Raw genomic sequence first — 25,957 nt, forward strand, 5'->3', positions numbered from 1 at the left:
GTACGAGCTCAGCGGCGCGCGATGCCCTCCGCACGGGCAGCGGCGGCCACCGCGGCCGCGACGGCGGGGGCGACCCGCTCGTCGAACGGCGACGGGATCACGCAGTCGGCGGCGAGCTGGTCGCCGACGACGTCGGCGATGGCGTTGGCCGCGGCGATCTTCATGCCCTCGGTGATCCGGGAGGCCCGGACCTGGAGCGCGCCGGCGAAGATGCCGGGGAACGCGAGGACGTTGTTGATCTGGTTCGGGTAGTCCGAACGCCCGGTCGCCACGACGGCCGCGTACTTGTGCGCGACGTCGGGGTGGACCTCGGGGTTCGGGTTGGCCATGGCGAACACGAAGGCGTTCGGGGCCATGGAGGCGACGGCCGCCTCGGGGACCGTACCGCCGGAGACGCCGATGAACACGTCCGCGCCGGCCAGGGCGGTCTCCAGGGAGCCGGTCAGGCCCGCCTTGTTGGTGATCTCGGCCAGCTCGCGCTTGACGTCGGTGAGGTCCTCGCGGTCGCGGCTCACGATGCCCTTGCGGTCGGCGACGGCGACGTCGCCGAGGCCGGCCTCCAGCAGGAACTTGGCGATGGCCACGCCGGCCGCGCCCGCGCCGGAGATGACGCCGCGGAGGTCGCCGAGGGTCCGGCCGGTCAGCTTCGCCGCGTTGCGCAGGGCCGCGAGGGTGACGATCGCGGTGCCGTGCTGGTCGTCGTGGAAGACCGGGATGTCGAGGCGCTCCTGGAGCTTGCGCTCGATCTCGAAGCACCGCGGCGCCGAGATGTCCTCCAGGTTCACTCCGCCGAAGGACGGGGCGAGCCGGACGACCGTCTCGACGATCTCGTCGGTGTCGGTGGTGGCGAGGGCGATCGGGACCGCGTCCACGCCGCCGAACTGCTTGAAGAGGATGGCCTTCCCCTCCATGACCGGGAGGGAGGCCTCCGGGCCGATGTCACCGAGGCCGAGCACCGCCGTACCGTCGGTCACGACGGCCACGACCTGGGACTTCCAGGTGTAGTCGTTGACCAGCTCGGGCTGCTCGGCGATCGCGGTGCACACCTTGGCGACGCCGGGCGTGTACGCGAGGGACAGGTCGTCCTTGTCCCGGAGGGGCACGGTGGCCTGCACAGCCATCTTGCCGCCCCGGTGGAGGGCGAAGACAGGGTCGAAGAGCTCCTCGGGAGCTCCTTCCGTACCGCTGTCATTGCGAGGATTGACGATCTCCGCTGCCATTGGGTTGACCCCTTAAGTCTGCTTCATTTGAGGGTGGCCGCTCCTGGTTGAGGAGGGGTGGGGAGGCACCGCGGCCGCCTTGTCTGGCAGCCGCTCGGGCGCGCCGCACAACGCGCCCTGAGCCCCGGATGAGGGGTGTAAGGATCCTTCTTACCGGACAGACGGCACCGCAGACGAGTCCATAACCTCTCGGTGACGCGACTCATACCGAGTGCGCCCGGACACGGACGGAGAGCGACACGTCACCCGATGTCCCTATAGATGCCTACGGCACCCGAATGGCCGCTTTCGGCTCGTCCGAATGGCGAGATCAACCGGAGATTTTCCGGTGACGGGGAAGGGTTTCCGTAGATGGTCCGGCCTTGATGTACCGGCCTGTCGGGATTCGGGGGTCACCCGTTACCCGATTTTGACATCCGTGGCCGTCGGTTTGAGGCGGTCCGAATGGCAAGATGCCGTAATCACACGAGGTCGCGACACTCGAAGACGCGTACGTGACCTATGGCAACTCCCTCACCAGCCGGAGGAACCCGACCATGACCGCACGCTCCACGCGCTGCACGACCGCCGCCAAGACCCGCACGTCCCGTCTTGCCGCGGTCGCCGCCATCGCGGTCGCCGGCTCGATGCTGCTGACCGCCTGTGGCGACCAGACGGCGGGCGGTGGCTCCGCGACCCCGACGAAGGCCGGCGAGTCCGTCAACTCCGCCCCGCTCTTCTCCAAGCTCCCGGCCGACATCCAGAAGGCCGGCGTGATCAAGGTCGGCACGGACGCCACCTACGCCCCGATGGAGTTCAAGAAGGGCGAGGAGATCGTCGGCCTCGACCCCGACATCGCCGCCGCCCTGTCGAAGCAGCTCGGCGTGAAGTTCGCGTTCGAGAGCGGGACCTTCGACACCCTGCTCACCTCGCTGACGACCGGCCGCACCAACGTCGTCATGTCCTCGATGACGGACACCAAGGCCCGCCAGGAGGGCCTGGACGACAAGGGCCAGAAGACCGGCTCCGGCGTCGACTTCGTCGACTACTTCTCCGCCTCCACCGGCATCCTGGTGAAGAAGGGCAACCCGGAGAACATCAAGTCCCTCGACGACCTGTGCGGCAAGAAGCTCGCGGTGCAGCGCGGCACGACGTACGAGCAGGCCGCCAAGGACCAGGCCGCCAAGTGCGAGAAGGACGGCAAGCCGAAGCTGACCTTCGAGTCCTACCCGACCGACGCCGAGGCGCAGACCCGCGTCAAGGCCGGCGGCGCGGTGGCCGACCTCAACGACTCGCCGGTCGCCGCCTACATCGCCCAGACGGCCGGTGGCGGCAACGACTTCGACGCGATCGCCAACAAGACGGACGCGGGCCTCTTCGGCATCGCCGTCGACAAGAAGAACTCCCAGCTGCGGGACGCGCTCAAGGAAGCCCTGGACGCGGCCATCAAGGACGGCAGCTACAAGGCCGCCCTCGACAAGTGGAACGCCGGTGAGGGCGCCATCCCCGCGGCCAAGATCAACGGCGGCTCCTGACCCCCACGTACCACTGAAGGGCAGTCGCTGTGACTGACAAGCTCGACAAGGTTCCCGCCGGGTCCCCCACCCCGGCGGGAGTCCCGCCGGAGGCCATCAAGGCCATTCCGGTCCGCCACTACGGACGCTGGGTCGCCGGTGTCGTGGTGGTGGCCCTGCTGGTGCTCCTCGGATACGCCTTCTCCCAGGGCAACGTGCGCTGGGCGACCGTGCCGGAGAAGCTGTTCGACTCCACCATCCTGAGCGGTCTCTGGCACACCATCCTCATCAGCGTGGCCTCTATGGCCCTCGGCCTGGTGCTCGGCGTGGTGTTCGCCGTGATGCGCCTCTCGAAGAACCCGGTGACCAGTTCGGTCGCCTGGCTCTACATCTGGATCTTCCGCGGCACCCCGGTCTACGTGCAGCTGCTGATCTGGTTCAGCCTCGCCCTGATCTTCCCGGTGTTCAACATTGGGTTCTACAAGGACGAGATGACCGATGTCATGACCCCGTTCCTGGCCGCCCTCCTGGGCCTCGGCCTGAACGAGGGCGCGTACATGGCGGAGATCGTCCGGGCCGGCATCCAGTCGGTCGACGAGGGCCAGACCGAGGCCTCGCACGCCCTGGGCATGAGCCAGTCGAAGACCATGCGGCGCGTGGTGCTCCCGCAGTCGATGCGGGTGATCATCCCGCCGACCGGCAACGAGTTCATCAACATGCTCAAGACCTCGTCCCTGGTCGTGGCCGTGCAGTACCCGGAGCTGCTGCGTGCCGCGCAGGACATCGCCTCGACCTCGTTCGCGATCATGGAGATGTTCTTCGTCGCCTCGATCTGGTACCTGATCCTGACCTCGGTGTTCAGCGTGGGCCAGTACTACCTGGAGCGGCACTACGCCCGCGGCTCCCTGCGGTCCCTGCCCGCCACGCCGTGGCAGAAGATCAAGGCGAACCTCTCCCGATTCTCCAACCGTGAGGCGGTGGCCAAGTGACTGCCATGGTGAAGGCCGAGGGCGTCCACAAGTCCTACGGCGCCGCGCACATCCTCAAGGGCATCGACCTCGAGGTGAACAACGGCGAGGTGTTCTGCCTGGTCGGCCCGTCCGGTTCCGGCAAGTCCACCTTCCTCCGGTGCATCAACCACCTGGAGAAGATCAACTCGGGCCGCCTCTACGTCGACGGCCAGCTGGTCGGCTACCGGCAGAAGGGCGACAAGCTCTACGAGCTGAAGGACAGCGAGGTCGCGGTTCAGCGCCGTGACATCGGCATGGTCTTCCAGCGCTTCAACCTCTTCCCGCACATGACGGCCCTGGGCAACGTCATGGAGGCGCCCATCCAGGTGAAGGGCGAGTCCAAGGCGGTGGCGCGCGAGCGTGCCGAGCGCCTGCTCGACCGCGTCGGCCTGCGGGACAAGATGGGGAACTACCCGTCGCAGCTCTCCGGCGGCCAGCAGCAGCGTGTCGCCATCGCCCGCGCGCTGGCGATGGAGCCGAAGCTGATGCTCTTCGACGAGCCGACGTCGGCGCTCGACCCGGAGCTCGTGGGTGACGTCCTCGACGTCATGCGCGACCTGGCCGAGTCGGGCATGACGATGGTCGTCGTCACCCACGAGATGGGCTTCGCCCGCGAGGTCGGCGACAACCTCGTCTTCATGGACGGCGGCGTGGTGGTCGAGTCGGGCCACCCGAGGGACGTCCTGGGCAACCCGCAGCACGACCGGACGAAGGCGTTCCTGTCCAAGGTGCTGTGACAAGGCACGGATATCGCGCCACAGAAACGCGGAATGGGCCCGCCGGAGAAGATCCGGCGGGCCCATTCCGCATTCTGCCGTTCGGTCGGTTCAGCGGCCCGACACGTACCCGATCGGACCGCCCACGTAATACTGCGGCCGTCCGCTGGGGCCGTCCTGCGACTCCACCTTGAAATGCACGAGGTAGCGGCTCGTGCCGTTGAGCTTCCCCTCGGGGAAGTCGTAGTCGCAGACGATCGTCTTGTTCGCCCCGCGGGTGTTGTGACACTCGCCCCGCCGCACGATGTAGCCGGGGGTCCCCTTCTTCGCCCGGTCCCCGAGCTCCCAGCGCAGCACGGTGCGCAGGCCGTCCGCGTAGTTGTCGGTCACCTTGAAGCTGTCGTCGCCGGAGTAGAAGCAGGCGCCGCCCGCCTTGGCGAACGGCATGGTGCAGAATTCCGTGTAACCCGGCCCGGTGGCGGCATAGGCCGAACCGCTGAAGGCCAGCGCACTCACAGCAGACGTGACGAAAACGGCAGCCGTGGTCAAGGTACGCCGCATGATCATGTCTTTCCCCCTCTGTCGATGCATTCGGGATGCGGGTACGAAGCTATCCGTCCGATCCGAAATATCGAGTCACTTGAGGAAGACCTGAGGTTTCCCTTTCCGGGAGCGGCGCGGAATTCCCGGGCCAAAGAACCGGAATTCCGCCGTCCGACCGAATCGCCTCACTCACTTCAAGGCGAGGAGCAGGGTGTCGGAGGGCGAGGCCCAGACGGCCCTGGCCTCGCCGAAGCCGGCGGTGCGGAGGGTGTCGGCGTGCCAGCGGACGGAGGGCATGTCGCCGTCGGCGTGCTCGCCGTAGATCTCGAAGCGGCGGGCCGTGGGCTCGGCGAGGACGGGGTCCTTGGCGGCGAGGGCCCACCACTCGGCCCAGTCCAGCGCTCCACCGGTCCTGGCCCGGTCCATGACGGCATGCCGCTGGGCCCGCTCGGCGGCGTTGATGCGGGGGGTGGTCTCGTCGATCATGTGGTCGGCGTTCATGAAGACGCCGCCGTCGCGGACGAGACCGGCGACCTGCCCGTAGAGGGCGGTCAGGGGCTCGCTGTGGAGCCAGTGGAGCGCGGTGGCGGTGAGGACGGCGTCGTACGAGTCGTGGGGCAGCCGCTCGGCCCACGCGGGGTCCTTGAGGTCGGCGGTGACGAAGGTGACGCGCTCGTCGCCGTCGAAGTACCCCTCGGCGATCGCGAGCAGCGCCGGGTCGAGGTCGACTCCGGTACTGGTCGCCTCCGGGAACCTCTGGAGGAGCCGATCCGTGATACTTCCCGTACCGCACGCGAGGTCGAGGACGCGGGGCTTCGGTCCCACCAAGGCTTCGACCATGTCGAGCATCACCCGGAACCGCTCCTCACGGTCCGGCATGTACCACTCCTGCTGACGGTCCCAGCTCTGCTGCCAGCCCGCCCAGTCGGTTCCGGTCATCGCCGTTCCTCCCCGCCTCGTAATACCCTCGGAGGGGCGACAGCTGTTACCCCTCCCGATCCAGACACTAGCCCGACGGAGTAAGGACTACAAGTGGAACTGGCCTATTACTCGGATTACGCCGTGCGTCTGGTCAACACCGAGGAGCCGGCCCGCAACAAGGACGCCCTGACCTCCGTCGAGGTGATCCGCGAGCTCTTCGGCCCGGCCACCCAGATGGCCCGGCGGGCGACCGACTCCGACGTGACGCGCTTCCGCTCGGTACGCGCGCGCCTGCGGGCGGTCTTCACCGCGGCCGACGAGGGCGATCACACGGGGGCGGTGGACCTCCTCAACTCGCTCCTCCTGGAGTTCCCCGTCAGCCCGCAGATCTCCGGCCACGACACGCTCGACGAGGAGGGCCGGCCCCGCTGGCACATGCACCTCGCCGACCACCCCTCGAACGCGACCGCGGGATACGCGGCGATCGCGGCGATGGGCCTGGCCTTCCACCTCACCGAATTCGGCGCCGACCGGCTCGGCCTCTGCCAGGCACCGCCCTGCCGCAACGCCTACCTGGACACCTCGACCAACCGCTCCCGCCGCTACTGCTCGGACCGCTGCGCGACCCGGGCCAACGTGGCCGCCTACCGGGCCCGCAAGCGCCTGGAGGCCGAGCGGTCGGACCACACGGGCCTGACCGAGGACAAGAGCCAGGAGAGCACCACCCAGGCCGACCGCTGACGCCCCGGCGTCACCGGCCGGTACCGCCCCCGCACCCGCCCGAGGACCAGCTCGGGCGGTACGGCTCCGAAGACCCGGCTGTCCCCCTCGGCGTCCGGGTTGTCGCCCAGCACCCACCAGCCGCCGTCACGTCGCTCGATCAGCCGCTTCACGATGAGCAGATCCTGCTGGAGCGGATGCCGCAGCACGGCGACGGCACCGGGCCGGAGCCGGCCACCGTAGTGCACGAGCAGCTGGTCGCCGTGGAGCAGCGTGGGCACCATCGACACCCCCGTGACCTCGGCGACCCCGAACGGCGGCCCACCCGCCGCACCCACCCGCTCCGGCCCCGCTTCCCTCATCGCCACTCCCGCCGTGCGAGCACCCGTCCCGCGACACGTCTCGTCCACTCGTACACGAGTCCCATGATGACCCTGGACTTTTGACCTAAGCCCCAGGGGGCGCCCGCGAAAACGCCCTTCTCACCGAGTAATGTCCCACCTGAGAAGACGATCACGAGGAAGGACGGCTCAATGCTCTCCCGCCTGTTTGCCCCCAAGGTGAAGGTCAGCGCCCACTGCGACCTCCCGTGCGGCGTGTACGACCCGGCCCAGGCCCGCATCGAGGCCGAGTCGGTCAAGGCTGTCCAGGAGAAGTACCTGGCGAACGAGGACGCGCACTTCCGTGCCCGCGCCACGGTCATCAAGGAGCAGCGTGCGGAGCTCGCGAAGCACCACGTCTCGGTGCTCTGGAGCGACTACTTCAAGCCCCCGCACTTCGAGAAGTACCCCGAGCTCCACACGCTCATCAACGACACCCTGAAGGCCCTCTCGGCCGCCAAGGCGTCGACCGACCCGAAGACGGGCGAGAAGGCGCTGGAGCTCATCGCCGAGATCGACCGCATCTTCTGGGAGACGAAGAAGGCCTGACCTTCCTCGCTCCCTCCGACCGCACCCGCTCCACGGGCCGCCCGACACGGCGTCCCGACGGACCGGGTGCGGTCTGCGTTCCCGGCCCCGGCGCGGGGTGTGCACGCTCCTCACTACGCTGACGGTCATGACCGCCCCGCCGCCCTCGCCGCTGACGCCGGAAGCCGCCCGACGCCTCCAGGGCATGCTGCGGGCCGAGGTCGGGCCGGGGCTGAGCGAGCGGGAGCTGGACGAGGTCGAGGCGCGGTTCGGTTTCGCCTTCTCGGCGGATCACCGGGTGTTCCTCGCCGCCGGCCTTCCGCTCGGTTCGCCGGGGTGGCCCGACTGGCGGGACGGCGACCCCGAGGACCTGGCCTGGCGGCTCGCCCGGCCGGTGGAGGGGGTGCTCTTCGATGTGGAGCACGCAAGGTTCTGGCACCCCTCCTGGCCGCCGCGGCCCGCGGAGACGTCCGACGCGCTGCGCCTCGCGCGGTCGGAGATGGCGACCGTGCCGCCCCTGGTGCCGGTCTACGGGCACCGCTACCTGCCCGGTGTGGCGGGCGCGTACGGGGACCAGGTCCTGTCCGTGGTGCAAACCGACATCATCGTCTACGGCAACGACCTCGGCGACTACCTCCGGTACGAGTTCCTCGGTCAGGCCGGTGGCGCCCACGGCCGCCTGGGCGTCGACTTCTGGTCGTACTTCGTCGACGGCGGGCCGGGCATCGACGTCACCGCGCCCACCCCGTTCACGCCGTACGCCGTGACCGCCCAGGAGGCCGTCGACTGTCTGGGCATGCTGGCCCTGGAGCGGCTGATCGGCCGGCCCCACCGCCCCGAGCAACTCGTCGAGGCCGCCCTCACCGCCCTGGTCCTCGACGTCGAGGCGGAGTCCCTCCCCCTCCTCGCCGGCCTCGCCCGCGCCGAACACCAGCAGGCCGAGGCCCTGTTCGGGGACGTACTGGCCGAACTGGGCCTGCTCCAGGACCTTCCCGAGGAAGCGGCCCGCTGGGAGCTCGTCCGCTGGTGGCTCCGGCTCGTCGTGAACGGCAGCCTGGCGCCCGGCGCCGGCGGCGACCTGGTCACGTACGAGGGCTGGTCCGCGCTCGCCCGGCCGCGGGCTCTCAAACCGCTGGTCGACAGGACCGACGCCCTCAACGACTGGGCCGCGATGCCGCGTTGCGATCGGGAGCTGCGGGCGGCTGCTGTCGTCGAGGAGGCGCGAAGGCTGCTCGCCGCCCCTTGGCCTCCCTCGGCCGGGGACTGATACTGCACCCATGGCGGCGGAGAGAACAGCGCGTTGGGTGGTCGCGGTGGCGGCCTCGGTGACCTTGGCCGGGTGCGTCGAGGAGCCCAGGGCGTGCACCCTCATGGGCGCCGACTCCGAGGTGAGTGTCGTCTGGGACCGCGCGCCGTTCCCCGCCGGGGCCCTGTACCGGCTCTGCGCCGACCAGATCTGTCAGGAGGGGAAGGGGCCGGCGGAGCGCGAGCCCCGGTGGACCTTCCGAGTGCCCCTACCCGAGGCCGACGGAGAGCAGCGCATGACCGTGCGCTTCCAGGTCACCGACCCGGTCGACGGCAGTATCTCCTACGACCGCTCCGCTCAGGTCACGCTGCGCAAGTCCCAGCCCAATGGCGAGCACTGCGATCCCACGGTCTGGCAGGCCGCCGTCCGGGCCGACCCGAAGACCGGCCTGGTCCCCGTCCGCTAGGGATGTCCTGTCGATCAGGCCGGGTCCGTCGGGAGGGTGTAGCGGCGCTTCTCCTTGGACGTCGCGCCCAGGCGGTCGTAGAAGCGGATCGCGCCCTCGTTCCAGGCGGGGGTCTGCCACTGGATCTCCGTCAGGCCCAGCGCCCGCGCCTCCGCGCGGACCGCGTCGACCAGGAGCGGGCCGAGGCCGTGGCCGCGGGCCGTGGAGGTGAGGTAGAGGCAGTCCATGTGGAGGTAGGCGACGCCGTCCCACGTGGAGAGTTCGGGCGCGCAGGTGGCGTAGCCCGCGAGGCTGCCGTCCGGGAGCTCGGCGACCAGGCAGCGGAGGCGGGGCGCGACGGTACGCGGGAGGGCGTGCGGCTCGCCGGTGCTCCCCCGGTCGCCGAACAGCAGGCCCGCCAGGCGGTCCGCCAGGCCCGGGGCCGGTGGTGCGGCCTTCTCGTACTCGGCGTGCTCGGCGACGAGTTCGACGAGCCGCCCCAGGTCCTCCACGCGGGCGTGACGCACCATGGCCCGTCCGCCCCCACTGTCACGATCGCTCATACGGCCATCATGCACGGCCCCACCGACAGCCCCGCGGCCGCGGCTTGACGCCGCAGCCACTCGCGGTACGGGGCGGCGCGCAGGGCCGCTTCGCGATAGGCGGCGGACAGCTCCGCGTACAGGGTGTCGAGGGCCGTCCCTGGGCGCGCGTACAGCAGCAGCCGGACCGCCAGCGGGTCGCCGCGCAGGGGCCGGATCGCCATGTCCTCGCGGGGGACGGAGGTCGGCTGGCAGGGCGCGACGGCCTCGCCGAGGACAATAAGGGACGCGGCCGTGTGGTAGTCGCCGTGGAGCAGCGGCGGGTCGATGCCGGCCGCTCCGAGGACCCGCAGGAGTCCGTCCCATTCGCCGTCCACGGTCGGATCGACCATCCAGTGGTCGCCGGCGAGGTCGGCGAGGTCGACGACGGGGCTCGCGGCGGCGGGGTGGTCGCGGGCCATGGAGACGAACTGCGGCTCACGGGCGACCAGGATCCGGTGCTGGAGGCCCTCGGGCACCCGCAGGGGGCAGCCCTCGACCTCGTGGACGAAGGCCACATCGAGCCGGCCCGCGGCGACCGTGCTCAGCAGTGCGTTGGCGGAGACGTCCACGCGGAGGCCGACGTCCGTGCCGGGCAGTCGCTCGCGGATCCGGCGCAGCCAGCCGGGCAGCGCCCGGCTCGCGGTGGAGCCGACGCGCAGTCCGGGGCCCTCGGTGCGGGCGACCGCGGCCCGTGTCTCGGTGACCAGCGCGGCCATGTCCGCGACGAGGGGGCGGGCCCGGCTGAGCACGGAGCGGCCGAGTGGGGTGGGCAGGCAGCCGGTGCGGCCGCGGGAGAAGAGCTCGGCGCCCAGGGAGTTCTCGATGCGACGCAGCTGGGTGGTCAACGAGGGCTGGCTCATGCCCAGTTGTCGTGCCGCCTTGTGCAGGCTGCCCGCGTCCGCGATGGCGCAGAGCGCCCGCAGATGTCTCACCTCCAGCTCCATGCCCTGAGGGTAGGGCGGCGATCTACGTCGCACCAGATAGCCGGTACATGTCAAATACCTTGGTTTGCAAGGCAGTTGGGCGGTCCGGACCGGGCGATGTGGGCGGGCTATCACCAGTTGACATCATCCCCACGCGCCCCGGCTTCCCCGAGACTCGCTCCAACCCCCTACAGGAGGAGCCCCCCATGCGTCACCCCAAGGTCCTCAACTCCGTACTGACCGCCGCCCTCGGACTCGGCCTCGCCGCCTCGCTCGGTACGGCTCCGGCCGCTGCCGTTCCGTCGGCCGCCCCGGCCTCGGCCCCCGCCGCCGGCGCCGCATACGCCGCGTACGCCGGTTCGTCCGAGGAGGCGAAGGCCAACAAGGCGTTCTTCGAGGCCGTCGTGAAGTCGGTGGCGAAGAAGCGGGCCGCCAACCCGGGCGCCGCCGCCGTCACCGTCGTCTACAGCGCCTCCAACGCACCGAGCTTCCGCACGCAGATCGCCCGCTCCACCCAGATATGGAACAGCTCGGTGGTGAACGTCCGGCTCGTCGAGGGCGGCAACCCCGACTTCCGGTACTACGAGGGCAACGACTCGCGCGGCTCGTACGCGAGCACCGACGGCCACGGCAGCGGGTACATCTTCCTCGACTACCGCCAGAACCAGCAGTACAACTCCACCCGCGTGACCGCCCACGAGACCGGGCACGTCCTCGGCCTGCCGGACCACTACAGCGGTCCGTGCAGCGAGCTGATGTCGGGCGGCGGCCCCGGCACGTCCTGCCAGAACGCCACGCCGAACTCCCAGGAGCGCTCCCGCGTCGACCAGCTGTGGCGGAACGGGCTCGCCACCGCGTTCAAGGCCTCCTGAGCCACCCGTCTCCCCGGGAGGCATCCGTACGAAGAGGACGGCGGCGCCCCGTGTGGGGGCGCCGCCGTCCGGCGTGCGGGTGGGGTTCGGAACCCGGGGCGTCAGGCCGTCTGCAGCAGGCGGCGACCGAAGTCGGCACCGGGCGGCAGCTGGCGCCGGACCCGGTCGAGCGCCCCGTCGAAGTCACCTCCGGCGACGCACGATTCGAAGGCGGCGCCACCGTAGTGGAGCGTCAGACTGAGGTCCGAGCGCTCACCGAGCGTCAGCAGACAGCTCAGCGTGGCCTGCTGGGTCACGCCGTCCAGGACGACGGGGAGCGGCAGGTCCCACTCCAGGACGCACCCGCCGAGGGCCTGCCCGCCGCTCTCGGCGGCGCTGAGCGCGGCGAAGGTCGCGCCCGTGTACTCGACCCCCCTGATCCGGGTGGCGACGTGCCGCCCGGTGGCCGTGATGACGATCGCTTCCGCGCCGCTGCGGTCCCGGTACCAGCCGGTCCAGACTTCTGTCGACTCCGATGACATGCGCGGACTGTAGCGGTATGACCGGCTCCGCCGCGCGGCCGGTCACCCGGTGGCCGGACTTCTCCCGATCTCGCCGTTCTTGCCGGTCACCTGCGTGCCAGTGGCTTCCGCACCGGGGGCCGGACCCCCGTCGGCGCGCGCCTCCGCGCCCTCGTACTGCGAGCAGTCCGGGTTGCGGCACGGCTGCACCTCCCACTCCGGCACCCAGGCCCCGAGAACCTTGTGCCGGGTGGCCAGCTTGTCGCGCGGTCGACCGCAGGCCGGGCACTTGGGCTCGGCCAGGGGATCCCGCGTCGTGCGAGGCACCTCGTCACCCATGTTTCCAGGGTAGGACGCCTCGCACGGACCCGCTTCCCCGCCGTCACCGCTTCCTGGTGTACGTACGGACGAACGCGCCGTTGCCGAAGACGCGCAGGTCCTTCAGCTCGAAGTCGCGGGGCTCGAAGCCGGCGCCGAACATGGGCATGCCGGAGCCGTAGACCTGCGGATACGTCTTGATGACCAGCTCGTCGATCTCGTCGATGAGCTCGCCGGCGACGGCCGAGCCGCCGCAGAGCCAGATGTCCAGCGGGCTGTCCTCGGACTTGAGCTCGCGGACGCGACCGACGAGGTCGTCGGCGATCAGCTCGACGTTGGCGTCGGGCGACTCGGCCAGCGAGCGGCTGGCGACGATCTCCCGCAGGTGGCCGTACGGGCTCGTGACGGCGATGTCCAGGGCAAGCTGGTACGAGCCCCTGCCCTGGACGACGGTGTCGAACCGCTTGTTCTCGGCGTCGATCCCGAGCGCCTCCCGACCCTGGGCCGAGATGGTCTCGGGGTACTCGCCGGTCAGGAACTCCAGGAACTCCGCGTCCACGAACGCGTACATGGAGGTGGCATCGCCCTTGGGGTCACCGATGAAGCCGTCGATGGTGCAGGCGATGAAGTACGTGAGCTTGCGCAAACCGGTCCTCTTCCACTTCGGAGCGCGGCTGCGATCGCAACCACGACAGCTATAGTGCTTCACCTGTAGTGGTTACGCAAGGCCTATTTTCGAGAGGCTTCACCAGAGATCCGAAGGAGCACGACATGGCGAGAAACCCGGAGCGCCGCACGGCCCTCCTCGACGCGGCGATCGAGGTGCTGGCCGAGGAGGGCGCCCGCGGGCTGACCTTCCGCGCCGTCGACGCCCGGGCGGGGGTTCCCACGGGCACCTCGTCCAACTACTTCAGCGACCGGGACCAGGTGCTCTCCGAGGTCGCCGACCGGATCTTCGTCCGGCTGACCCCCGAGCCCGGCGCCATCGACGAGGCCCTGCTCCCGGAGCCCAGCCGCGCCCTCGTCGTCGAGCTGATGCGCTGGGTCGCCCGGCGCATGGCCGCCGAGCGCACCTGCTACCTGGGCCTCTTCGAACTGCGGCTGGAGGCCGCGCGCCGCCCCGAGCTCCAGGCCCGCTTCACCCAGGTCCTCCGGGAGGACCTCGACCTGAACATCCGACTGCACGTCGGCTCGGGGATGCCCGGGGACGCGGACACGGTCCGGGTTCTCTACTTCGCCCTCACCGGGCTGCTGCTCGACCACTTCACCGTGCCCGGCCTCCACGGCGAGCGGGACCTGGACGACCTGGTCGAGACCGTGGTCAACCGGATCGTCCCGGCGGAGTGACCACGGGGAGTGACCGGGCCCCCGGAAAGCCTCGGCGGACGCCTCAGCGCGTACGCCGGGTGACGAACTCCGCGAGGGCGAGCAGATCCCCCGCCGCCGCCAGGTCCGGGACGGCCTCGGCCAGGTACTCGACGGCGCGGCCCATGCGCTCGGCCGCCTGGGCCTGCGCCCAGTCCCGGCCGCCGGCCCGCTCGACCGCGTCCGCCGCCGCCCGTACGGCCGCCGCGTCGAGGGCCGGACGGGAGTAGAGCTCGGCCAGTTCGTCGCCTGCCGGGGTCCCCGAGGCGAGCGCCGCCACCACGGGCAGCGACTTCTTGTGGGCGACGAGGTCGGCACCGGCCGGCTTGCCCGTGCGGTCCGGGTCGCCCCAGATCCCGATGAGGTCGTCGATCAGCTGGAACGCGAGTCCGGCCTCCCGGCCGAAGGCGTCCATCGCCGCGACCTGCTCCTCGCCCGCGCCCGCGTAGAGCGCGCCGATGGCGCAGGAGGCGCCGAGCAGGGCCCCGGTCTTGGCGGTGGCCATCGCCAGGCACTCGTCGAGCGAGACGTCACGGGGTCCGCGCTGCTCGAAGGCGCAGTCGGCCTGCTGGCCCGCGCAGAGTTCGATGACGCAGGCGGCGAGGCGCGCGGCAGCGGCGGGCGAGGCGGGATGCGGGTCCTCGGCGAGCAGGCGCAGAGCGAGGGCGTTCATCGCGTCACCGGCGATGAGGGCGTCCGGGATGCCGAAGACGGTCCAGGCGGTGGGCCGGTGCCGCCGGGTCGGGTCCTCGTCCACGATGTCGTCGTGGAGCAGCGTGAAGTTGTGCGCGAGTTCGACGGCCGCCGCCGCCCTCACGGCCTGGGCGGACTCGGCGCCGAGGGCGCGGGCCGCGGCGAGGACCAGCGCGGGCCGGATCGCCTTGCCCGCCTGTCCGGCGGCCGGGGTTCCGTCGGCGTGCTCCCAGCCGAAGTGGTACATCGCCACCCGGCGTATGGAGCCCGGCAGGGACTCGACGGTGGATCGGAGCTGGGGATGGACGGCCGCCCGTGTCTGGTCCAGGAGCATCACGGCCCCCTGACCGTCGGCGACGGCTTCCGCGCTGGTCGTGGTCACGGTCACTTCCTTCATGTCCTTCGCGGCGCGAGCGCTGGGGAAGGCCCGGGGGCGGGAGGTTCGGTCCCCGCCCCCGGGCGTCACCGGCTCAGCGCCAGCGGCTGACCTCGACGTTCTCCAGGACGCCGAGCGCGTCCGGGACGAGGATGGCGGCCGAGTAGTAGGCCGTGACGAGGTAGGAGATGATCGCCTGCTCGTCGATGCCCATGAAGCGGACCGAGAGGCTGGGCTCGATCTCGTCGGGGAGGCCGGTCTGGTGCAGACCGATCACACCCTGGTCGGCCTCGCCCGTACGCATGCAGATGATCGAGGTGGTCCGGGCGTCCGAGACCGGGATCTTGTTGCACGGGAAGATCGGCACACCGCGCCAGGTCGGGATGCGGTTGCCGTTGACCTCGATCGTCTCGGGCACGAGGCCGCGCTTGTTCAGCTCGCGGCCGAAGGCGGCGATGGCGCGCGGGTGGGCCAGGAAGAGCTTCGAGCCCCGGCGGCGGGAGAGCAGTTCGTCCATGTCGTCGGGGCTGGGGGCGCCGTCGTGGGGCTGGAGCCGCTGGCCGTAGTCGCAGTTGGCGAGAAGGCCGAACTGCTTGTTGTTGATGAGCTCGTGCTCCTGGCGCTCGCGGAGCGCCTCGACCGTCAGCCGCAACTGCTGCTCGGTCTGGTTCATCGGCTGGTTGTAGAGGTCTGCGACGCGGCTGTGGACCTTCAGCACGGTCTGGGCGACGCTCAGCTCGTACTCGCGGGGCGCGAGGTCGTAGTCGACGTACGTGTGCGGGATGACCGCCTCGCCGATGTGGCCGGCGGAGAGGTCGATCGCGGCCTCGCCGTAGGTGTTGGTGCGCTGGTCGGGCAGCGCGGCGACGGCCTCCAGGTGGGCGGCGAGCGAGGGCGCCCGGTCCGCGAGGTTCAGCACGTCGGCCCGGGTGAGCTCCAGGACCGTGCAGGCGGTGGCGGCGCGGGCCGTCCAGCCCCAGACGGCGTCGGCGCTGACCAGCGCGGACTCGCCGAGGTAGGCGCCGTCGGCGAGGACGCCGAGGACGGCCTCGTCCCCGTAGGGTCCCTCACCGACCTGCTCGATGCGGCCGTGCGCGAGGAGGTGCACGCGGTCGTTGGCCGAGTCGACGGCCGCGATGATCTCGCCCGCCGCGTACTCCCGCTGCGTACAGCGGGACGCGAGCTCGGCCAGGGCGCCCTCGTCCTCGTAACCACGCAGTGCGGGGAGTTCGCCGAGCTCGGCGGGGATGACCTGGACGTTCTGCCCCGTCTGGACGAAGGTGACGCGGCCGTCGCCCACGGAGTAGCTGAGCCTGCGGTTCACCCGGTACGTACCGCCCTGCACCTGCACCCACGGCATCATCCGCAGCAGCCACCGGGAGGTGATCTCCTGCATCTGCGGCGCGGACTTGGTGGTCGTGGCGAGGTTCCGCGCGGCGGCGGTACCGAGACTCTGCTGCGGTGCCTGGTCCGTACGGACCTCGTCGCCAACCGAACCAACGGACATGGAACTCCCTCTCGTATGCGTGAGTTGCGAGGGAAAGCCTTTCAGCACGGAACGTGTCCGCGCCATTACACATTCGAGTGGGACTGTTCGACGATCTTCGGGGCATGTCACGCGTTTTCCCCCGAACAGCAGCGCAGCGCGGGCCGCCGGCCGCCGTGTCCGGATCGGCTCGCACACCACCCGAACGGATGGCCGCGGAGCGGCGGACTCCGGTACTCCGGAACTTCACCCCGTCCCCCGAAGGGAGTCGGTCATGGCCTCACCCCTGTCCGCGAGCAGGTTCCTCGACGCGCTGCGCGACGAGGGCCTCGTGGTCGTCCAGGTCGGCGACTGGTCCACCCACAACCGCAACCACAAGGGCCCCTGGGGCCCGGTGCACGGCGTGATGATCCATCACACCGTGACCAAGGGCACCGCGAGCACCGTCCGGCTCTGCCGGGACGGCCACGCGTCACTGCCCGGGCCGCTCTGTCACGGCGTGATCGCCAAGGACGGAACGGTCCACCTCGTCGGCTACGGCCGCACCAACCACGCGGGCCTCGGCGACGACGAGGTGCTCAGGGCGGTCGTCGCCGAGAAGCGCCTGCCACCGGATGACGAGGCCACGACGGACGGCAACCGGCACTTCTACGGCTTCGAGTGCGAGAACCTCGGCGACGGCGTGGACCCGTGGCCGAAGGTCCAGCTGGAGGCCATCGCGAAGGCAGCGGCCGCCGTGTGCCGGGCGCACGGCTGGACCCAGCGCTCGGTCATCGGGCACCGGGAGTGGCAGCCGGGGAAGGTGGACCCGCGCGGCTTCACGATGGCCTCGATGCGCGAGCGGGTCGCGGACCTGCTCCGCTGACCGGTCGGGCGACCGTTCGTCCGTACCGGCCGGCCTGGACAATGGCCGGGTGAACGCGTTCGACCTCTCCCCCCTGCGGCCCCGGCTCCCCTCCCCCTTGGAGCCGGTGGAGGACGAGCGCTTCGCCCGGCGCGGTCTCACGCTGATGCTCAAGCGCGACGACCTGATCCACCCCGACCTGCCGGGCAACAAGTGGCGCAAGCTCGCGCTCAACCTGGAGGCGGCGAACGGCCGTCCCGTGCTCACCTTCGGCGGCGCGTACTCGAACCACCTGCGCGCCACGGCCGCCGCCGGCCGGCTCCTCGGCTTCCCCACGATCGGTGTGGTCCGCGGCGACGAGCTGGCCGGACGGCCGCTCAACCCGTCCCTCGCGCGGTGCGCGGCGGACGGGATGCGGCTGGAGTTCGTCGACCGGGCCACGTACCGCGCGAAGGGTGAACCCGCCACGCTCGCCGCGCTCCTGGAGCGGGCCCCGGCGGAGACGTACGTGGTCCCCGAGGGCGGCAGCAACGCGCTCGCCGTGCGCGGGTGCGTGGAGCTCGGCCGCGAGCTCGCGGGGGCCGCGGACGTGGTGGCCGTCGCCTGCGGCACGGGCGGCACCCTCGCGGGCCTCGCGGCCGGGCTGGCCCCCGGGCCGGGGGCGCCTCCCGCCGAAGGTGGGGGACGGGCGCTGGGGATCCCGGTCCTCAAGGGCGGCTTCCTGGGTACGGAGGTCCGCGCCCTCCAGGAGGCGGCGTTCGGCGGGGCGCGCGGCGAGTGGGCCCTCGACGAGCGCTTCCACTGCGGCGGTTACGCCCGAACGGGACCGGTCCTGGAGGCGTTCGCACAGGACTTCGAGGCGCGGCACGGACTCGCCATCGAGCGGCTGTATGTCGCCAAAATGCTCCACGGTCTCGTGACCCTCGCGGAGGAGGGCGCGTTCCCGGCGGGTACCCGGCTCGCGGCGGTGGTGACGGGCGCCCCTGAGCCGACGGACAGGCCCTAGGGGGTGTCGTCACATTCCCGTCGTCGCCCGAAGGGCGGCCCCGCGGCGTCTGGTGCGTGCTCTCGGCGTGCCGGGTGGAAGCCCACGTACTGGACGTACGTGGGCTTTCTCCCGGTGCGGCGAGAGTGCGTGCCAGACGCCGCGGGGCAGACGGGAATGTGACGACACCCCCTAGTCCGCCGCCTCATCGCGGTACGCGGCGGCCTCCTCCAGGTCGAGGCGGCGGAGCAGCGTACGCATCATCTCGTCGTCGATCCGGCGCGCGTCGCGCAGCTGCACGAAGACCTCGCGCTCGGCCTCGATCATCTCGCGCGAGAGCCGCCGGTACGTGTCGTCCGCCGTCTCTCCGGTGGCCTCGTTGACCGCCCCGAGCCGCTCCCACACGGAGTTCCGGCGCCGTTCCAGGACGGTGCGCAGCCGGTCGGCGAGGGGCTGGGGCAGGGCGTTGCGCTCGTCGGCGAGGAGTGCGTCGAGGCGTTCCTCGGCGGCCCGGGAGGCTTCGCTCTGGGCCTGCGCCTCGGCGAGGGTCTCGGCGTACCGGTCGCGGCCGGGGAGCTTCAGGAACCGGATGAGCGGGGGAAGGGTGAGGCCCTGCACCACGAGCGTGCCGATGACGGTGGTGAAGGTGAGGAAGAGGACCAGGTTGCGGGCGGGGAACTCCACGCCGTCCGTGACGACGGGGATGGAGAAGGCGATGGCGAGGGAGACGACCCCGCGCATGCCGGCCCAGCCGACGACGAGCGGGGCTCTCCAGTCCACTCCCGGCTCGCGCTCGCGCACACGCGTGGAGAGCCATCGGGGCAGGAAGGTCGCCGGGTAGACCCAGACGAACCGCACGACGACGACGGCCACGAAGACCCCGACCGCGTACCAGATCGCCTCTCCGATGCCGTACTGGCCGAGGCCCTCGACGACGTACGGCAGCTGGAGGCCGATCAGGGCGAAGACGGCGGACTCCAGGACGAAGGCGACCATCTTCCAGACGGCCTCCTCCTGGAGCCGGGTCGCGAAGTCGACCTGCCAGGCGCGGTGGCCGAGGAAGAGACCGACCACGACGACGGCGAGGACACCGGAGGCGTGGACCTCCTCGGCCGCCGCGTAGGCGACGAAGGGGATGAGGAGGGAGAGGGTGTTCTGGAGGAGGGAGTCGCCGAGGCTCCGGCGCAGCCAGTGGATGGGGACCATGAGGAGCAGGCCGACGCCGATCCCGCCGATGGCCGCGAGCCCGAACTCCCACATCCCGCCGGCCCAGCTGACGCCCTCGCCGACGGCCGCCGCGAGGGCGACCTTGTAGGCGGTGATGGCGGTGGCGTCGTTCACCAGTGACTCGCCCTGGAGGATCGTGGTGATCCGGTGGGGCAGGCCGAGCTTGCGGGCGATGGCCGTGGCGGCGACCGCGTCCGGCGGGGCGATCACCGCGCCGAGCACGAGCGCGGCCGTGAGCGGCAGGTCGGGGACGAGGACGTACGCGAGCCAGCCCACGGCCACGGTGGCGAAGAGGACGTAGCCGACGGAGAGCAGGGCGACGGGGCGGATGTTGGCCCGCAGGTCGAGGTAGGAGGATTCGACGGCCGCGGTGTAGAGGAGCGGGGGCAGGATCAGGGGCAGCACGATGTGCGGGTCGAGCGTGTAGTCCGGGATCCCCGGTACGTACGAGGCGGCGAGGCCGACGGCGACCAGGAGCAGCGGGGCAGGCACCGGGGTCCTGCGCGCGAAACCCGCGATCGCGGCGCTCGCCGCCACCAGCGCCACCAGCTGCAGTGCGTCCATGCCCGTGTGCCCGTCCCTGTCCTGTGCCGCAACGTAACCTGGCCATCATGAGCGAGTGCCCGCACGTTGCCGAAATGCCGCGCCCCGAACCGGCGCCGCTGGCCGACACCTGCCCGGAGTGCCTGGCGGACGGGACGCACCCGGTGCAGCTGAGGATCTGTCTGAGCTGCGGGCACGTCGGCTGCTGCGATTCGTCGGCGGGGCGGCACGCGACGGGGCACTTCTCCTCCACGGGGCACCCTGTGATGCGGACGTTCGAGCCGGGCGAGGCCTGGCGCTGGTGCTTCGTGGACGGTTCGATCGTCTGACGGCCGGTCGCCGCGACGGCGTCCGAGCGTCCGGCGGCCCGGTCGCCCGCGGGAGGTTCGACCGCCTCGCGGTTGGGTACGTCATCCCTCCGCCCGTCGCTCGATTTCGCCCCCCGCACACCTCTACCCACCGTCCGCACCCATGGGCCTACCATGGGTGACGAGCGTGATCGGGGGGCCGGGGGGCTCACGGCGACACGGCGGGACGGATCGCGATAGCGTCACGGCGGACTGCGCAGCCCCCTGCGCACCGCCCGGTCCGGGGCCTCTCCCCCCGGACCCCGAATGAGCTTGTGCCACCTTGGAGGTGAGGGTGTCCCAGATCACAGGCGAGCCCGGGACCCAGGACTTCGTGGAAGTCCGGCTGCCCGCTGCGGGTGCCTATCTGTCCGTGCTGCGGACGGCCACGGCCGGCCTCGCGGCGCGCTTGGACTTCACCCTCGACGAGATCGAGGACTTGCGGATCGCCGTCGACGAGGCCTGCGCGATCCTGCTCCAGCAGGCCGTGCCGGGGTCCGTCCTCAGCTGTGTCTTCCGGCTGGTCGACGACTCGCTGGACGTGACGGTCTCCGCTCCGACGACCGACGGTCGGGCGCCGGAGCGGGACACCTTCGCCTGGACGGTGCTGTCGGCACTGGCCGGGAAGGTGGAGTCGTCGGTGGCCGATGACCGTACGGTCTCGATCAGCCTGTACAAACAGCGCGGCGCGGGGCCAGGCCCGGCGTGAGGAGCGGGGACGCGACGGCCGGCATCCCTGAGCAGCAGGCGCGGCCGCATGAGGTCGCTACGGAGCAGGCGGACCAGATGAGCGAGCACGAGCAGCACCACCAGGTTCCCGAGACACCCGGCCTCCCGAGGGTCGCCGGGGTCTCCGACGGCTCCGAGGCCTCCGGAGCCCCTTCGGGCATGCCGAGCACCGAAGACGACATGAAGACGGCCGAGACGACGGCGGCCGACACGAAGGTGGCCGAGACGACGGCTGCCGATACGAAGGTGGCCGAGACGACGGCGGCCGACGTGAAGGCGGCCGAGGCCGAGCGGGCCGATGGAGCCGCGGAGGCTCCCGAGGCCGGCGAGGCCCCGGAGGAGACTCCCGCCGTCCCCGCCCCGACCGACCGGAGCGGCGCCCGCGCCCTCTTCGTCGAGCTGCGCGGGCTGCCGGAGGGCTCCCCGGAGAAGGCGGAGCTGCGCAACCGCCTGGTCCGGATGCACCTCCCGCTGGTGGAGCACCTGGCCCGGCGCTTCCGCAACCGCGGCGAGCCGCTGGACGACCTGACACAGGTGGCGACGATCGGCCTGATCAAGTCGGTGGACCGGTTCGACCCGGAGCGCGGGGTCGAGTTCTCGACGTACGCGACCCCGACGGTCGTCGGCGAGATCAAGCGCCACTTCCGCGACAAGGGGTGGGCGGTCCGCGTGCCGCGCCGTCTGCAGGAGCTGCGGCTCTCGCTGACCACGGCGACGGCGGAGCTCTCCCAGCAGCACGGCCGCTCTCCGACCGTGCACGAGCTCGCCGAGCGGCTCGGGATCTCGGAGGAGGAGGTCCTGGAGGGGCTGGAGTCGGCGAACGCCTACTCGACACTCTCCCTGGACGTCCCGGACACGGACGACGAGTCGCCGGCCGTGGCGGACACGCTGGGCGCGGAGGACGAGGCCCTGGAGGGGGTCGAGTACCGCGAGTCGCTCAAGCCACTCCTGGAGGACCTGCCGCCCCGGGAGAAGCGGATCCTGCTGCTGCGCTTCTTCGGGAACATGACCCAGTCGCAGATCGCGCAGGAGGTCGGCATCTCTCAGATGCACGTCTCCCGGCTGCTGGCCCGGACCCTGGCGCAGCTGCGGGAGAAGCTCCTCGTGGAGGAGTAGGAGGACCGTTACGGAGTGTCCTGACCGGGGCGCCGGATGCCGAGCGCCTCGGTCGTGGCCGGGTTCACCAGGAGGACGAGCCCGCTGACGGCGAGGACGCCGAGGACGATGCCGGCCGGGATCATCGCGCTGTTCGCCTGGAGCATCTGCCAGGCGACCGGCAGGGCCAGGATCTGGGTGATGACGGCCGGGCCCCGGCTCCAGGAGCGGCGCAGCCACAGGCCGCGGGCGGCGGCGAGCGGGATCAGACCGAGTGCGACGAGCGTCACCGCGCCGGTCACGGCTCCGGTGAGGTCGCCGGTCCCGTCCGTCAGGGCCTTCACCAGCATGTACACGCCGCCGGCGAGGAGCCCGAGGGCCTCGATGCCGGTCACGGCCGCCGCTGCGGCGAGACGGTTGGGGCGGGAGGTCTGCTCCGTACTGCTGCTGCTCATACAGGGCAGGGTAACCGGGCCGCCCGGAAGCCGGCCGGGGTCCCCGTCCGGAGCCCCCGCGGGGTGTCCGACGGGTGGGCCTGGACTGGGCCCGGTACCGCCGGGTAGGTACCCTGGCGCTCATGCGCGCACTTCTCGTGGTCAATCCGGCAGCCACCACCACCAGTGCCCGCACCCGCGATGTGCTCATCCACGCCCTGGCGAGCGAGATGAAGCTGGAGGCGGTCACCACCGAGTACCGCGGGCACGCGCGCGACCTGGGACGGCGGGCCGCCGACTCGGGCAACATCGACCTCGTCGTGGCCCTCGGCGGGGACGGCACGGTCAACGAGGTCGTCAACGGACTGCTGCACGGCGGGCCCGACCCGGACCGGCTTCCGGGCCTCGCGGTCGTCCCCGGCGGCTCGACCAATGTCTTCGCCCGGGCCCTCGGACTGCCGAACGACGCCGTGGAGGCGACCGGCGCCCTGCTCGACGCTTTGCGTGAACGGCGAGCACGCACAGTGAGCCTCGGGCTGGCGGCCGGGACGCCGGGCACCGAGGACGAGGCGGTGCCCTCGCGCTGGTTCACCTTCTGCGCCGGCCTCGGATTCGACGCGAGTGTCATCGGCCGGGTCGAACAGCAGAGGGAACGCGGAAAGCGGTCCACGCACGCCCTCTATCTCCGCCAGGTGTTCCGCCAGTTCCTGGACGAGCCGCACCGGCGGCACGGCACGATCACCCTGGAGCGCCCCGGCGCCGAGCCGGTCGAGGACCTCGTCCTCTCCATAATCTGCAACACCTCCCCCTGGACCTACCTGGGCAATCGCCCGGTGTACGCGTCCCCGGAGGCGTCCTTCGAGACCGCTCTCGACGTGCTCGGACTGAGCCGTCTCTCCACCCCGGCCGTGGCCCGTTACGCCACTCAGCTGCTCACCTCGACCCCCGAGCGGGGCCCGCGGGGCAAGCACGCTGTGACTCTGCACGACCTGACCGACTTCACCTTGCATTCGAAGGTCCCCCTCCCCCTGCAGATGGACGGAGACCACCTGGGACTGCGTACGAGCGTGACGTTCACAGGCGTACGCCGTGCACTGCGTGTGATTGTGTGAGTGGAAGGGCCCAAAGTCCTTTCACTCGAACGTTTAGGCGCGCATCCACCCCTTAGAAGTACGGCTGTGACCTAGCCGACACCGAGGAATCAAAAAAAACTTTCCGGAAGGGGTTGTATCCGTTGCTGGGGTTTGGGAGTCTCTTCTTGGCGATCGGGACGGCCCGCAAGACCGGCCTCCACTGAGAGTCAGAACCCCTCCCCAAGCACACGGACCACACCAGTTCACCTGGCAGTCGGCCCTTCCCTTGCGGGGGGATTCGTGAAAGCGTTCACATTCACAAGCAACTCGCACGTAACACTGAGAGAGGTAGCAGCCATGGACTGGCGTCACAACGCCGTTTGTCGTGAGGAAGACCCGGAGCTTTTCTTCCCCATCGGCAACACCGGTCCTGCGCTGCTGCAGATCGAGGAAGCCAAGGCCGTCTGCCGCCGCTGCCCCGTCATGGAGCAGTGCCTGCAGTGGGCGCTCGAGTCCGGCCAGGACTCCGGCGTCTGGGGTGGCCTCAGCGAGGACGAGCGCCGCGCGATGAAGCGCCGTGCCGCTCGCAACCGGGCGCGTAACGCCAGCGCCTGACGCCCCACCGAAGCCTGAGGCCAGCGGCGCATACATCGCGTATGCAATCACCGCCCTCGAGTCGCAGCGCGCAGCAGTAACCCACAGCATTCGAGCCCCGGACCGTTCTTCTCGGTCCGGGGCTCGCTGCTGTATGTCAGGAGAGCCCCTCGCCCGGAATCACTTCTGCGGCTGTACGGGGATGTCGAGGATCACCTTCGTGCCGCGCTCGGCACCGGGGACCATGTCGAACGTTCCGCCCAACTCCCCCTCCACCAGCGTCCGTACGATCTGGAGACCGAGGTTGCCGGCCCGCTGCGGATCGAAGCCCTCGGGCAGTCCGCGGCCGTCGTCCTGGACCGTGATCAGGAGGCGGGCGTCGACGCGGGGCTCGCCGCGCACGGCGGTGACCTCGACCGTGCCCTGCTCACCCTGCGCGAAGGCGTGTTCCAGGGCGTTCTGGAGGATCTCCGTGAGGACCATGGAGAGCGGGGTCGCGACCTCGGCGTCGAGAATGCCGAAGCGGCCGTTGCGTCGGCAGGTGACCTTGCCCGGGGAGATCTCGGCGACCATCGCGATGACCCGGTCGGCGATCTCGTCGAACTCGACGCGCTCGTCCAGGTTCTGGGACAGCGTCTCATGGACGATCGCGATCGAACCGACGCGCCGCACGGCCTCGTTGAGCGCCTCGCGGCCCTGGTCGGAGTCCATCCGCCGGGCCTGGAGGCGCAACAGGGCGGCCACCGTCTGGAGGTTGTTCTTCACCCGGTGGTGGATCTCCCGGATGGTGGCGTCCTTGGTGATCAACTCGCGCTCGCGGCGGCGCAGTTCGGTGACGTCACGGAGGAGGACGAGCGAACCGATCCGGGTGCCCTTGGGCTTGAGCGGGATCGCCCGCAGCTGGATCACTCCGCCGTTGCCCTCGACCTCGAACTCGCGCGGCGCGTAGCCGGAGGCCAGCTTGACCAGGGCCTCGTCCACCGGGCCGCGGGAGGGGGCGAACTCCGCGGTGATCTGGCCGAGGTGCTGGCCGACGAGGTCGGCGGCGAGCCCGAGCCGGTGGTACGCGGAGAGGGCGTTGGGCGAGGCGTACTGGACGATGCCGTCCGCGTCCAGGCGGACGAGGCCGTCGCCGGCCCGGGGCGAGGAGTCCATGTCGACCTGCTCGCCGGGGAAGGGAAACGATCCGGCGGCGATCATCTGGGCGAGGTCGGAGGCTGACTGGAGGTAGGTGAGCTCCAGCCGGGAGGGCGTGCGGACGGTGAGCAGGTTGGTGTTGCGGGCGATGACGCCGAGGACCCGGCCCTCGCGGCGTACCGGGATGGACTCGACCCGCACCGGGACCTCCTCCCGCCACTCGGGGTCACCCTCGCGGACGATCCGGCCCTCGTCGAGGGCGGCGTCGAGCAGGGGGCGGCGGCCGCGCGGCACCAGGTGGCCGACCATGTCGTCCTGGTAGGAGGTGGGGCCGGTGTTGGGCCGCATCTGCGCGACGGAGACGTATCGCGTGCCGTCGAGGGTCGGAACCCACAGGACGAGGTCGGCGAAGGAGAGGTCGGAGAGCAGCTGCCACTCCGACACCAGCAGGTGGAGCCACTCGAGGTCGGAGTCGCTCAGGGCGGTGTGCTGGCGCACGAGGTCGTTCATGGAGGGCACGGTGCGAGGGTACCTGCGGAATTGCAGGGGCGGTGAACCTGGATCTCCGGGCGTCCGTGTTGGAGGATGGGCCGGGAACAGCCGCGTTCCT

General features: G+C 70.9%; 30 protein-coding genes. 16 read left to right on the plus strand and 14 right to left on the minus strand.

Going from position 1 to position 25,957, the window contains the following annotated elements; translation table 11 throughout:
• Nucleotides 1-8 precede the first annotated feature (8 nt).
• Nucleotides 9-1,220, minus strand: a complete 1,212-nt coding sequence (locus IE124_RS20925; RefSeq protein WP_189509398.1) for an NAD(P)-dependent malic enzyme — start codon at nucleotides 1,218-1,220, stop codon at nucleotides 9-11.
• Nucleotides 1,221-1,756: 536 nt separating this feature from the next.
• Between IE124_RS20925 and IE124_RS20930 the strand changes: the two genes are divergently transcribed.
• From IE124_RS20930 to IE124_RS20940, 3 genes are read left to right on the plus strand one after another with little or no spacing between them, the layout of a single operon-like run.
• Nucleotides 1,757-2,734, plus strand: a complete 978-nt coding sequence (locus tag IE124_RS20930) for an ABC transporter substrate-binding protein (protein WP_189509400.1) — start codon at nucleotides 1,757-1,759, stop codon at nucleotides 2,732-2,734.
• Nucleotides 2,735-2,763: 29 nt separating this feature from the next.
• Entirely contained in the window at nucleotides 2,764-3,702 is a 939-nt protein-coding gene (locus IE124_RS20935) for an amino acid ABC transporter permease (protein ID WP_189509402.1), read from the plus strand.
• A complete protein-coding gene (locus IE124_RS20940) occupies nucleotides 3,699-4,460 on the plus strand; it encodes an amino acid ABC transporter ATP-binding protein (RefSeq protein ID WP_306432416.1) in 762 nt (253 codons plus the stop codon). Before IE124_RS20935 ends, IE124_RS20940 begins: the two co-directional genes overlap by 4 nt.
• Before the next feature lie 90 nt (nucleotides 4,461-4,550).
• On the opposite strand, the gene IE124_RS20945 is transcribed toward IE124_RS20940, so the two are convergent.
• Nucleotides 4,551-4,886: a hypothetical protein gene (locus IE124_RS20945; protein ID WP_189509404.1), complete on the minus strand. Its 336-nt coding sequence runs from the start codon at nucleotides 4,884-4,886 to the stop codon at nucleotides 4,551-4,553.
• Nucleotides 4,887-5,171: 285 nt separating this feature from the next.
• Nucleotides 5,172-5,921, minus strand: a complete 750-nt coding sequence (locus tag IE124_RS20950) for a class I SAM-dependent methyltransferase (protein WP_189509406.1) — start codon at nucleotides 5,919-5,921, stop codon at nucleotides 5,172-5,174.
• A gap of 93 nt (nucleotides 5,922-6,014) precedes the next feature.
• Between IE124_RS20950 and IE124_RS20955 the strand changes: the two genes are divergently transcribed.
• Nucleotides 6,015-6,644 (plus strand): CGNR zinc finger domain-containing protein, encoded by a 630-nt coding sequence (locus tag IE124_RS20955; protein WP_189509408.1) that lies wholly within the window; start codon nucleotides 6,015-6,017, stop codon nucleotides 6,642-6,644.
• Here the strand turns inward: IE124_RS20955 and sodX are convergent.
• Nucleotides 6,548-6,985, minus strand: coding sequence for a nickel-type superoxide dismutase maturation protease (sodX, locus tag IE124_RS20960; RefSeq protein WP_189509410.1), 438 nt, complete (start codon nucleotides 6,983-6,985; stop codon nucleotides 6,548-6,550). The genes IE124_RS20955 and sodX overlap by 97 nt on opposite strands.
• A 171-nt stretch (nucleotides 6,986-7,156) precedes the next feature.
• Between sodX and sodN the strand changes: the two genes are divergently transcribed.
• The 3 genes from sodN (at nucleotide 7,157) to IE124_RS20975 (ending at nucleotide 9,243) form a co-directional block, all read left to right on the plus strand.
• Entirely contained in the window at nucleotides 7,157-7,552 is a 396-nt protein-coding gene (gene sodN / locus IE124_RS20965; RefSeq protein WP_189509412.1) for a superoxide dismutase, Ni, read from the plus strand.
• A 127-nt stretch (nucleotides 7,553-7,679) separates the two neighbouring features.
• Complete coding sequence (locus IE124_RS20970) at nucleotides 7,680-8,798, plus strand: hypothetical protein (RefSeq protein ID WP_229832645.1); 1,119 nt, start codon at nucleotides 7,680-7,682, stop codon at nucleotides 8,796-8,798.
• A gap of 10 nt (nucleotides 8,799-8,808) precedes the next feature.
• Complete coding sequence (locus tag IE124_RS20975; RefSeq protein WP_189509414.1) at nucleotides 8,809-9,243, plus strand: hypothetical protein; 435 nt, start codon at nucleotides 8,809-8,811, stop codon at nucleotides 9,241-9,243.
• A gap of 14 nt (nucleotides 9,244-9,257) precedes the next feature.
• Here IE124_RS20975 and IE124_RS20980 read toward each other — a convergent pair whose 3' ends face one another.
• Both IE124_RS20980 and IE124_RS20985 read right to left on the minus strand, forming a co-directional pair.
• Nucleotides 9,258-9,785 carry a GNAT family N-acetyltransferase gene (locus tag IE124_RS20980; protein WP_189509415.1) on the minus strand — a complete coding sequence of 176 codons (528 nt, stop codon included), beginning with the start codon at nucleotides 9,783-9,785 and terminating at the stop codon, nucleotides 9,258-9,260.
• The gene (locus IE124_RS20985; protein ID WP_189509417.1) at nucleotides 9,782-10,750 is read right to left on the minus strand and encodes a LysR family transcriptional regulator; all 969 of its coding nucleotides are present in this window, start codon (nucleotides 10,748-10,750) and stop codon (nucleotides 9,782-9,784) included. The genes IE124_RS20980 and IE124_RS20985 overlap by 4 nt, the downstream gene beginning before the upstream one ends.
• A gap of 185 nt (nucleotides 10,751-10,935) precedes the next feature.
• On the opposite strand from IE124_RS20985, the gene snpA reads away from it, so the two are divergent.
• Nucleotides 10,936-11,601: a snapalysin gene (gene snpA, locus IE124_RS20990; protein WP_189509419.1), complete on the plus strand. Its 666-nt coding sequence runs from the start codon at nucleotides 10,936-10,938 to the stop codon at nucleotides 11,599-11,601.
• A 101-nt stretch (nucleotides 11,602-11,702) separates the two neighbouring features.
• Here snpA and IE124_RS20995 read toward each other — a convergent pair whose 3' ends face one another.
• From IE124_RS20995 to IE124_RS21005, 3 genes are read right to left on the minus strand one after another with little or no spacing between them, the layout of a single operon-like run.
• Nucleotides 11,703-12,122 (minus strand): DUF6304 family protein, encoded by a 420-nt coding sequence (locus IE124_RS20995; protein ID WP_189509421.1) that lies wholly within the window; start codon nucleotides 12,120-12,122, stop codon nucleotides 11,703-11,705.
• Between the two features lie 42 nt (nucleotides 12,123-12,164).
• Nucleotides 12,165-12,440, minus strand: a complete 276-nt coding sequence (locus IE124_RS21000; protein ID WP_189509423.1) for a hypothetical protein — start codon at nucleotides 12,438-12,440, stop codon at nucleotides 12,165-12,167.
• A 43-nt stretch (nucleotides 12,441-12,483) separates the two neighbouring features.
• Nucleotides 12,484-13,065, minus strand: coding sequence for a dihydrofolate reductase family protein (locus IE124_RS21005; RefSeq protein WP_189509425.1), 582 nt, complete (start codon nucleotides 13,063-13,065; stop codon nucleotides 12,484-12,486).
• A 125-nt stretch (nucleotides 13,066-13,190) separates the two neighbouring features.
• Between IE124_RS21005 and IE124_RS21010 the strand changes: the two genes are divergently transcribed.
• Nucleotides 13,191-13,766 carry a TetR/AcrR family transcriptional regulator gene (locus IE124_RS21010; RefSeq protein ID WP_189509427.1) on the plus strand — a complete coding sequence of 192 codons (576 nt, stop codon included), beginning with the start codon at nucleotides 13,191-13,193 and terminating at the stop codon, nucleotides 13,764-13,766.
• Between the two features lie 43 nt (nucleotides 13,767-13,809).
• On the opposite strand, the gene IE124_RS21015 is transcribed toward IE124_RS21010, so the two are convergent.
• On the minus strand, nucleotides 13,810-14,874 hold the full coding sequence (locus IE124_RS21015) for a family 2 encapsulin nanocompartment cargo protein polyprenyl transferase (protein ID WP_189509429.1): 1,065 nt from the start codon (nucleotides 14,872-14,874) through the stop codon (nucleotides 13,810-13,812).
• A gap of 73 nt (nucleotides 14,875-14,947) precedes the next feature.
• Nucleotides 14,948-16,360 (minus strand): family 2B encapsulin nanocompartment shell protein, encoded by a 1,413-nt coding sequence (locus IE124_RS21020; RefSeq protein ID WP_189509430.1) that lies wholly within the window; start codon nucleotides 16,358-16,360, stop codon nucleotides 14,948-14,950.
• Nucleotides 16,361-16,613: 253 nt separating this feature from the next.
• On the opposite strand from IE124_RS21020, the gene IE124_RS21025 reads away from it, so the two are divergent.
• Together IE124_RS21025 and IE124_RS21030 are read left to right on the plus strand one after the other, a co-directional pair.
• The gene (locus IE124_RS21025; RefSeq protein WP_189509432.1) at nucleotides 16,614-17,204 is read left to right on the plus strand and encodes an N-acetylmuramoyl-L-alanine amidase; all 591 of its coding nucleotides are present in this window, start codon (nucleotides 16,614-16,616) and stop codon (nucleotides 17,202-17,204) included.
• A 49-nt stretch (nucleotides 17,205-17,253) separates the two neighbouring features.
• A complete protein-coding gene (locus IE124_RS21030) occupies nucleotides 17,254-18,189 on the plus strand; it encodes a 1-aminocyclopropane-1-carboxylate deaminase/D-cysteine desulfhydrase (protein WP_189509435.1) in 936 nt (311 codons plus the stop codon).
• A 171-nt stretch (nucleotides 18,190-18,360) separates the two neighbouring features.
• Here IE124_RS21030 and IE124_RS21035 read toward each other — a convergent pair whose 3' ends face one another.
• A complete protein-coding gene (locus IE124_RS21035) occupies nucleotides 18,361-19,959 on the minus strand; it encodes a Na+/H+ antiporter (RefSeq protein WP_189509437.1) in 1,599 nt (532 codons plus the stop codon).
• Between the two features lie 47 nt (nucleotides 19,960-20,006).
• On the opposite strand from IE124_RS21035, the gene IE124_RS21040 reads away from it, so the two are divergent.
• The 3 genes from IE124_RS21040 (at nucleotide 20,007) to IE124_RS21050 (ending at nucleotide 22,130) form a co-directional block, all read left to right on the plus strand.
• Nucleotides 20,007-20,267 carry a UBP-type zinc finger domain-containing protein gene (locus tag IE124_RS21040; RefSeq protein ID WP_189509438.1) on the plus strand — a complete coding sequence of 87 codons (261 nt, stop codon included), beginning with the start codon at nucleotides 20,007-20,009 and terminating at the stop codon, nucleotides 20,265-20,267.
• A gap of 313 nt (nucleotides 20,268-20,580) precedes the next feature.
• Nucleotides 20,581-20,994, plus strand: a complete 414-nt coding sequence (locus tag IE124_RS21045) for an ATP-binding protein (protein ID WP_024761155.1) — start codon at nucleotides 20,581-20,583, stop codon at nucleotides 20,992-20,994.
• Complete coding sequence (locus IE124_RS21050) at nucleotides 20,991-22,130, plus strand: RNA polymerase sigma factor SigF (protein ID WP_229832646.1); 1,140 nt, start codon at nucleotides 20,991-20,993, stop codon at nucleotides 22,128-22,130. Before IE124_RS21045 ends, IE124_RS21050 begins: the two co-directional genes overlap by 4 nt.
• An 8-nt stretch (nucleotides 22,131-22,138) precedes the next feature.
• Here the strand turns inward: IE124_RS21050 and IE124_RS21055 are convergent, their stop codons facing one another.
• Nucleotides 22,139-22,564, minus strand: a complete 426-nt coding sequence (locus IE124_RS21055; protein ID WP_189509440.1) for a hypothetical protein — start codon at nucleotides 22,562-22,564, stop codon at nucleotides 22,139-22,141.
• A gap of 122 nt (nucleotides 22,565-22,686) precedes the next feature.
• On the opposite strand from IE124_RS21055, the gene IE124_RS21060 reads away from it, so the two are divergent.
• Nucleotides 22,687-23,655, plus strand: a complete 969-nt coding sequence (locus tag IE124_RS21060; RefSeq protein ID WP_189509442.1) for a diacylglycerol/lipid kinase family protein — start codon at nucleotides 22,687-22,689, stop codon at nucleotides 23,653-23,655.
• Between the two features lie 318 nt (nucleotides 23,656-23,973).
• The gene (locus IE124_RS21065) at nucleotides 23,974-24,231 is read left to right on the plus strand and encodes a WhiB family transcriptional regulator (RefSeq protein ID WP_003953983.1); all 258 of its coding nucleotides are present in this window, start codon (nucleotides 23,974-23,976) and stop codon (nucleotides 24,229-24,231) included.
• 159 nt (nucleotides 24,232-24,390) lie between these two features.
• On the opposite strand, the gene IE124_RS21070 is transcribed toward IE124_RS21065, so the two are convergent.
• On the minus strand, nucleotides 24,391-25,857 hold the full coding sequence (locus tag IE124_RS21070) for a sensor histidine kinase (RefSeq protein WP_189509443.1): 1,467 nt from the start codon (nucleotides 25,855-25,857) through the stop codon (nucleotides 24,391-24,393).
• Between the last annotated feature and the right edge of the window lie 100 nt (nucleotides 25,858-25,957).

Source organism: Streptomyces narbonensis (assembly GCF_014649015.1).
Classification (GTDB): domain Bacteria; phylum Actinomycetota; class Actinomycetes; order Streptomycetales; family Streptomycetaceae; genus Streptomyces; species Streptomyces narbonensis.